This window comes from Sulfitobacter sp. AS92, from assembly GCF_038900015.1.
In the GTDB taxonomy this organism is placed as follows: domain Bacteria; phylum Pseudomonadota; class Alphaproteobacteria; order Rhodobacterales; family Rhodobacteraceae; genus Sulfitobacter.
The window spans coordinates 217,719-224,508 of record NZ_JBBMQL010000006.1; the positions used below are offsets into that span (position 1 = coordinate 217,719).

At 51.0% G+C, this 6,790-nt stretch carries 6 protein-coding genes; 5 read left to right on the forward strand and 1 reads right to left on the reverse strand.

Features of this window, described 5'->3' with window-relative positions; genetic code table 11:
- Positions 1-143: 143 nt before the first annotated feature.
- On the reverse strand, positions 144-899 hold the full coding sequence (locus WNY61_RS12950) for an IS5 family transposase (RefSeq protein WP_342851835.1): 756 nt from the start codon (positions 897-899) through the stop codon (positions 144-146).
- Positions 900-2,521: 1,622 nt separating this feature from the next.
- Here WNY61_RS12950 and WNY61_RS12955 point away from each other — a divergent pair.
- The 5 genes from WNY61_RS12955 to WNY61_RS12975 form a co-directional block, all read left to right on the forward strand.
- Complete coding sequence (locus tag WNY61_RS12955; protein ID WP_342851836.1) at positions 2,522-3,298, forward strand: hypothetical protein; 777 nt, start codon at positions 2,522-2,524, stop codon at positions 3,296-3,298.
- Positions 3,295-3,786 carry a hypothetical protein gene (locus WNY61_RS12960; RefSeq protein WP_342851837.1) on the forward strand — a complete coding sequence of 164 codons (492 nt, stop codon included), beginning with the start codon at positions 3,295-3,297 and terminating at the stop codon, positions 3,784-3,786. Before WNY61_RS12955 ends, WNY61_RS12960 begins: the two co-directional genes overlap by 4 nt.
- Entirely contained in the window at positions 3,783-4,115 is a 333-nt protein-coding gene (locus tag WNY61_RS12965; protein WP_342851838.1) for a hypothetical protein, read from the forward strand. Before WNY61_RS12960 ends, WNY61_RS12965 begins: the two co-directional genes overlap by 4 nt.
- Positions 4,112-5,536, forward strand: a complete 1,425-nt coding sequence (locus WNY61_RS12970; protein ID WP_342851839.1) for a hypothetical protein — start codon at positions 4,112-4,114, stop codon at positions 5,534-5,536. The genes WNY61_RS12965 and WNY61_RS12970 overlap by 4 nt, the downstream gene beginning before the upstream one ends.
- The coding region (locus tag WNY61_RS12975) for a TniB family NTP-binding protein (protein ID WP_342851840.1) at positions 5,533-6,790 on the forward strand (1,258 nt) is incomplete at its 3' end. The genes WNY61_RS12970 and WNY61_RS12975, both read left to right, overlap by 4 nt.

Sequence of the window (6,790 nt, forward strand, 5' to 3'; positions counted from 1 at the left end):
CTCGTGTCGATCGACATGAAAGGGCGGAAAGCATGCGTAATTGGGCTGACCCTGCACTTTGGTCGAGCTCCCGATAGGATCACAGCATAGCTGTGAACAAGGGAGACAGAAGATGGAATATTATGTTGGATTAGGTTCAGGACTCATAACCAAAATATGACGGTTGCAGCGAGGGCGATTGCCGACAGGAATACTCTTGGACATCTGTCATAGCGGGTTGCGACGCGTCGCCAGTCTTTGAGCCTGCCAAACATTCTCTCAATGCGGTTGCGGCGTTTGTAACGACGCTTGTCGCATCTAACGACCTTCTTGCGCGACGCGCGACCAGGGATGCAGGGCCTTGTGCCCCTTTCCGACAAAGCTTCGCGGAACCAATCGGCATCATAACCACGATCCGCGAGCAACCATTCTGCATTTGGAAAACTGCTCAGCAAAGCCATGGCACCGGTGTAGTCGCTAACCTGGCCAGCGGTGATGAATAAGCGTATCGGACGGCCGCTGGTGTCCGTAACGGCATGCAGCTTTGTGTTCATGCCGCCCTTGGTCGGCCCAATCAGACGTCCACGCCCCCTTTTTAGCCCCAAGCTTGATGCGGTGCGGTGAGCTTTGAGATAGGTGGCATCGATAGAGATTGTCTTGTTGTCGGGGGCTTCTGCCGCCAACCCCGTCATGATCCGGGCAAACACACCCATATCACTCCAACGCTTCCAGCGGTTGTATAATGTCTTAGGTGGACCGTAGGCAGCGGGCGCATCACACCAGCGTAAGACGTTGCGGTTGATGAATATTATGCCACTCAGAATGCGTCTATCATCTACGCGTGGCAGACCTCGGCTCTTTGGGAAATACGGTCGAAGCCGCGCCATCTGCACCTCAGTCAGCCAATAAAGATTGCTCATATTTTTCCCCACTAGTTTGGGGGGGGGGTGAATCACGCAGGCATAGCGACTTCAACCAGCTTTTGGGTCCTGAGCCTAAGGCTCCCTTTGCAAAAAGGGTCACTACGAACAACCTATGGTTGAGACTGCCTGAACTGCGCTATTCCACCGCCGTCATTTTTCTACTTTGGAACGAAGCAATCGCTAGACATAAAGCGGAAAAAACGTGCTTGTTCACAGTGCTCGGCTCTCGGTAAAAGCTTGAAGTCAAGAAAATAGATCGGTTGAACGTTGATAAAGGGATCGGAACGGGACTTCGATGTTCTGCATTGGCAGATGTTGGCTTCTGGCTTGCCTGAAGCGGGGGCTATGAATGCCTTTCCCACAAAACAAGATGCTGAAGATCGCTTAAGCATATTTGTTTGGCCAGAAGGACGATACTGCCCAAAATGCGCCTCGCTAAAGTCGTGGTATATTGAAGATCGGAACGTCTTCGAATGTACCGACTGTAGCTGGCAGTTTTCGTTAAAATCCGTTTCGGGTCTGCGACGGTCAAGAGTACCATTGCATACCTCACTCTGGGCGGCAGAAAAACTTATCTTATCGTGCGCCCTGAAACATCCCCGTTCACGACAAACAATTGAAAATTTCAGAGGGATAGTGGGATGCTCCTATCAAGCTGCGAGAAATCTTAGAATTTCAATGTTCAATGAACTCAAAACTGTCCGCGGGGGATTTTGGGGAGAATTGGTATGTGTGAATGAAATGGACGAGAGCCATTACGATGAAGACCGACTTCAGGAATTATTCGATCGATACGCGTTTTTTGATGAATAGGTCCGTTTTTAAGTTTTACCTGAACCAACCATACAAATATATGCGATTACCTGAGTTAAGTAGATAAAATAGTGAGATGGAGGCCTTTCCTGAACGAAGCAAGCCTTCTACGTCTGATGGAGAAGCGCAGGTGCTCGAAAAAGAATGGGAAAAGTCATGAAAACGATCCAAGACCGGTCAGCTCGAAGTCGACTTGCGAAAAACGAGACTATCAAAAAAATGTTTAAGAACAGCGATTTGACTCGAATCAGAGATTGTGTAAACGATTTATCTTTGCCGCTTTTGGCAAGGGGAACTGACATGGGAAAGGAAGCGCAATGCTCAACTGAAAAAGACGTCAGGGTAAAGAAAAGAGCCCAGCTGGTGGTACAGCTGAGCCCTTTGGTTACTGGAAATCCAGCGGTTGGTACCTTGGATCATAGTGCATACCCGTCTTCGTCACAATGGGTTCAACTCAATTTTGATATTGAGCGCGACGCAGTCTCACCGACACGACACGCTGAAAAGCGGCCGCCGGTGCCAGGTGCGATATGCGAGCAAACATCCCCATAATCTAGGCCTCACACGCCGCTAATCCTCGAAAGAAACGCATTCGATTTGAATGCGAATGGAGAAGCTATGTCCAAAACTACAAAGAAGAATTCCGAAACGCGACGGTCTTTTCATTCTACTTGCATGGAACGGGCCAGCCTCAGCTTGGATCAGTGCCTTCAAGCAAATAAAGGTAAGCCTTCGCAAGACCGCGCTTTCATCGAGCGTTTTTTCACCGCTCTGACCAATGATCTCTTGCAGCGCGAGGGGTCGAAATGTCGGACACGCTGAAAGAGTTGAGCGCCATCGCCACGAAATCTGTCAAAAAGGAAAAAGCCGCGAAAGAAAAGCGCAAACGTCGGGCGCAACTCAAGATCGGTCCAATTGATGGGGTCCGTCCCTATGAAGGGCTCCATAATCCGCTGTCTCGCAGTGACACGTCGTACAAGTCTGGCTTCCTGATGCGGACAAAAGCCAATGATTACGAACCTGTCGTCGCCCTCAACGATTCCGACGCTGAAGAAGCGGTCAAGATCGAAGCGATCTTGCAGCCAAATGTTTACGACGTTCAATGCCAGCCTGTGAAGATCAAGTTGCTGGGTGGCAAGGGGGAGCCGAAAAGCCATACCTTTGATGTGGGCATCCAGTATGACTGTGGCCGCACAAAGCTCATCTACGTCCGGGGGCAGATCAGTCTCGACAGCAGTACCAGCAAGAGCCGCATTGCAAACATCGTGCGTCATACGCCGGAGAATGCAGCTGACGAGATTGTCGTGATTTCGGATGCCTCGTTTTCGCGTGTCTACCGTGACAACAATCGCCGCATTTTGATGTGTCTGATGATGCCGAATGCGGAAGCTGACGAAGGGGTTGTCGACTTAATCGACCATGCCAGCGTTGGCAGCCGCCTTGAAGACATCGTTGCGGATTCTGGTCTTCCGGAATCCGTCGCCTACCACGCCATCATGCGGATGATTGGCGCCGGTCGTATCGGCGCCGAGCGCGATGCTGTCATCGATTACCCATCTCAAATTTGGAGCACAAAGCTATGAGCAAGATTACCCCACCTGAATTCCCAATCGGCTGTCTTTTCGTTCAAGATACGAAGACATCCCGCCTTGTCGCTATGGTTGACGGCCTCGCGGTCCTTCGCCCGACAGGGTCTGATGCGAACGACAACCAAGACTTCACGATGACTGTCGAGCAGATCCGCGAAAACATGAAGCGCGTTGACTTCGAGATCAAGTTCCCGACGGCGGCCTTTATGAAGGGGGCCACTGCTTTGGGGACGGGGGCGGATCAGTACGTTGACCTTGATGATGAGGCAAAACAGAAAATCTTGTTCTGTCTTTGTTCTTGTATTGCGCTGGAAGAATTGGAGCGCGAGGGAAAGTTCAAAATCACTGAGTTGTGGATCGACGCAAACCATCATGTTGGGGAAGGCGTATTGAGAAGCTCTATCGAATTGCTTCGGGTACTCCAAGGCGGGGGAACGCAAAGCGAAACGGCTACGTGGTTCCTGTTGGGGAAACCTTGTTGAAGCAGTACAGAAATTACTTGGCGGATAGCTTTGATCCAGTAGATCTGCATACGAAACACAGCAATGCCGGCCGCCCTCTGAAAGAGTTCCCGCAATGGATTCTCGATCTTATGCAAGAAGCTGTGAAACCGTATCTTGATGAACGAGAGCCGAAGTTGATCCGCTGTTACGAGATGCTGAAAGGCAAGGTTCAGGAAGCCAATCGAGAAAGATCCGTTTCTGTACCAGGGCATGAAGATATCAAGGTCTCCGAGCGAAAGTTTCGTGCATTTGCAAAGAGTATGGATCCCACGGCGGTAAAAATCGGCCGCAAGGCTGGAATGAAATGAAGCGGGCAATGCGTTCTGGCTTTGGTGAATTGAAAGCCCGTATGATCGCTGAAGCTATCGAAATTGACGAGTGTGAGATGCCGTTGTGGACATTTCTCAACATGACGGGTCTCGATAAGGTGGTCGGCGAGAAGACTATGCGTCAGCTGAAAAGCGAAGCAAAGCAAAGCGATGTAGGTAAAATTTGGATTCTCGTTGCCGTTGATGTCGCCACCGGCGCTCCCCTTGCTTTTCATCTGGCCAAGAACCCAAACTCAGATGATACCCTTGAGCTGTTGCGTCGTCTTGTTTCAGACAAGACGCAACTTGCCCGTGAGGCCGGGTGTGAGAACGCTCCCCCGCCTGCCGTGCGCCCATTCATGATCATGATGGATACAGGCTCAGGACTTTGGAATAATATCGTTCCACACGCAATTCTGTCACTGGGCGCAATGTTCCGGTTCGGTCGGACAAAGTCACCCTCCGATAAGGCCTTCATCGAACGCTTCTTTGCGACGCTTAGTTCCGACATCATGAAAGCGCTTCATGGCTATAACGGGCAGGGACCTGGGAAACAGACCGAATATGATGGTCAGGATATGACTGTCATGACGATGGCGCAGCTCGAGAAATACCTTTGGTGGTATTTCACCGATTGTCTTCCTTTCAAGACAACCCAGCGTAAGGGAGGCTGGGGCGGTATTCGGCATGTTCTCTTCGACAAAGTGAAACGCATGTACGGCATGTTGCCTGCCCTCTCTAATCGCGAGGTGCGCCGTGCGGTGGGCCTCCGCGTTACGCGTAAAGTTACCAAGATGGGGATCGAAGCCTTTCGGATGCCTTACCAGGGCAACGAAGAGTTTCGTCAGTGGGCGCTGCGCAACATTGGCGCTTCGGTGACAATCTGTGTCGATCCCAATCGCATGGAAGAAGTAACTGCCATTACAAAGGATAGTCAGAGCTTCTATCTCAAGGCCTGCCTCTCGCAGTTTAAGCATTTCAGTTTGCGCGAATGGCGGCATTTTCTTGAGGAATGGCGTGCATCTGATCCGCTGACCCAAGAGATCGCAGTGGAAGCATTGTATCGGTTCTACAATCGTATCAGTGCGGAAATGGATGGGCTGCTGGCGTTCTACGGCAAAGAGCATAAAGTCATTAAGCGTGATGAAGCTCAGGCCCTCGCAGATACGCTTGCCGGCTCTGACATGGCAATCCTTTACGGTGAGGATTCCAGCCCCTCAGCTTCGCTGTCGGCCCTCGCTGAACCCGTCGGTAATGGAGAGGGTGTCTATACTCCTGGTGGGGAAGTTTCTGTTGATCCGGTTGAAGCGAACGATGATGCCGACGGGCCGACGGTCGAAATTGGCGACAGTGGCAAGTCACCTGCAACAGGGATCCAGAAATTCACCGGTGCCCCGGAAGGCAAAGGATCACTTAAATGAGCGAGATTGATGACACCACAAGCAATCTGACACCTTCGGTCGAGGTTTTGGCAAAGCTCAAGTCTCGGTACTATGAGTTTCCCCGTCGTGAGAAACTCGGCAAGGCCTTCGACCGTGCCCTTGATCAGTTTCTCTCAGCCTATCTTGCAGGTCAGCATATTGAGGGCCGGGGCCTCATCGTCACAGGAGGAACGCGTACTGGAAAAAGCCACGACATTAAGGACCTTCTTCGCAGTTTTGCCGCCTCAGATGAGCCATTGCCGGGAGGCTTCCAACGCAACTACCTGCGCGTCTCGCTTCGTTCTACAGTGAACTGGAAAGGTCTGGGAGTGGCAATTCTGGAGGCGGTTAACTACCCGTTCAAGCTGGATCACCGCAGCACGGCTACGATCTGGTCACGTGCTGAGTCCCAGCTGATGCGGGAAAAATATCTGATCGTGAATAATGACGAGGCACAGCACCTGTTTTCTGACAAGAGACCTGCAGAGATCGAGGGAATCCTGAACGGCCTCAAGGATGTAATGAAGCGGCCAGGCTGGCCGATCCTTCCGATTTACTCTGGTGTGCCTGAACTCCTCAACTATGCAAATGCCAATGAGCAACTGACCAGTCTGCTCGAACCTGTCACGTACCACGACATTGCCTATGATGCGATCAGCTTGAAAGAGGTCGACACCATCCTAGTGACGTTTTCCCAGGTTGTCGGGGTGGATCCAACCGAAGTCCGCAATTCAGAGATTCACAATCGGTTGATCCATGCGTCGGCTCGGCGGTGGGGGAGATTAATCGAGCTGATCATTCAGTCGCTGGCAAATGTTTGCGTAGACCATCAGGATCGGAAGGCGCTTCTCGTTACTGACTTCGCTAAGGTCTTTCAACGGTGGACGGGTGTGTCGGATGCGGCAAATGTCTTCATTTTTGAGAACCCATATCGGATCACTACAGGTATTCTTTACAAGGACGAGCGCCTCCACCAATACTCCGAAATCGAAATGCCCCGTAGCTGTTGCAGCTGCGGGGTTTTTCTATATTTTATTGAAAACAGGGGTAATTTTGAAATTAAGCCCCTGAATAATGAAATTTCAAAATTCGGAATTCATAACACGCTGAATACGCTAATTAATTTCTTAAAATCCCAAGCGATTACCGACGAAATTATGGCATCTGACACCTATTCACGTGTTCAGAAGCTTTTTGCTTCCTCCCGAGACTTCGGCGACAAGTCGCGGCTCGTCGTCGGTGAGCGGAAAAGTT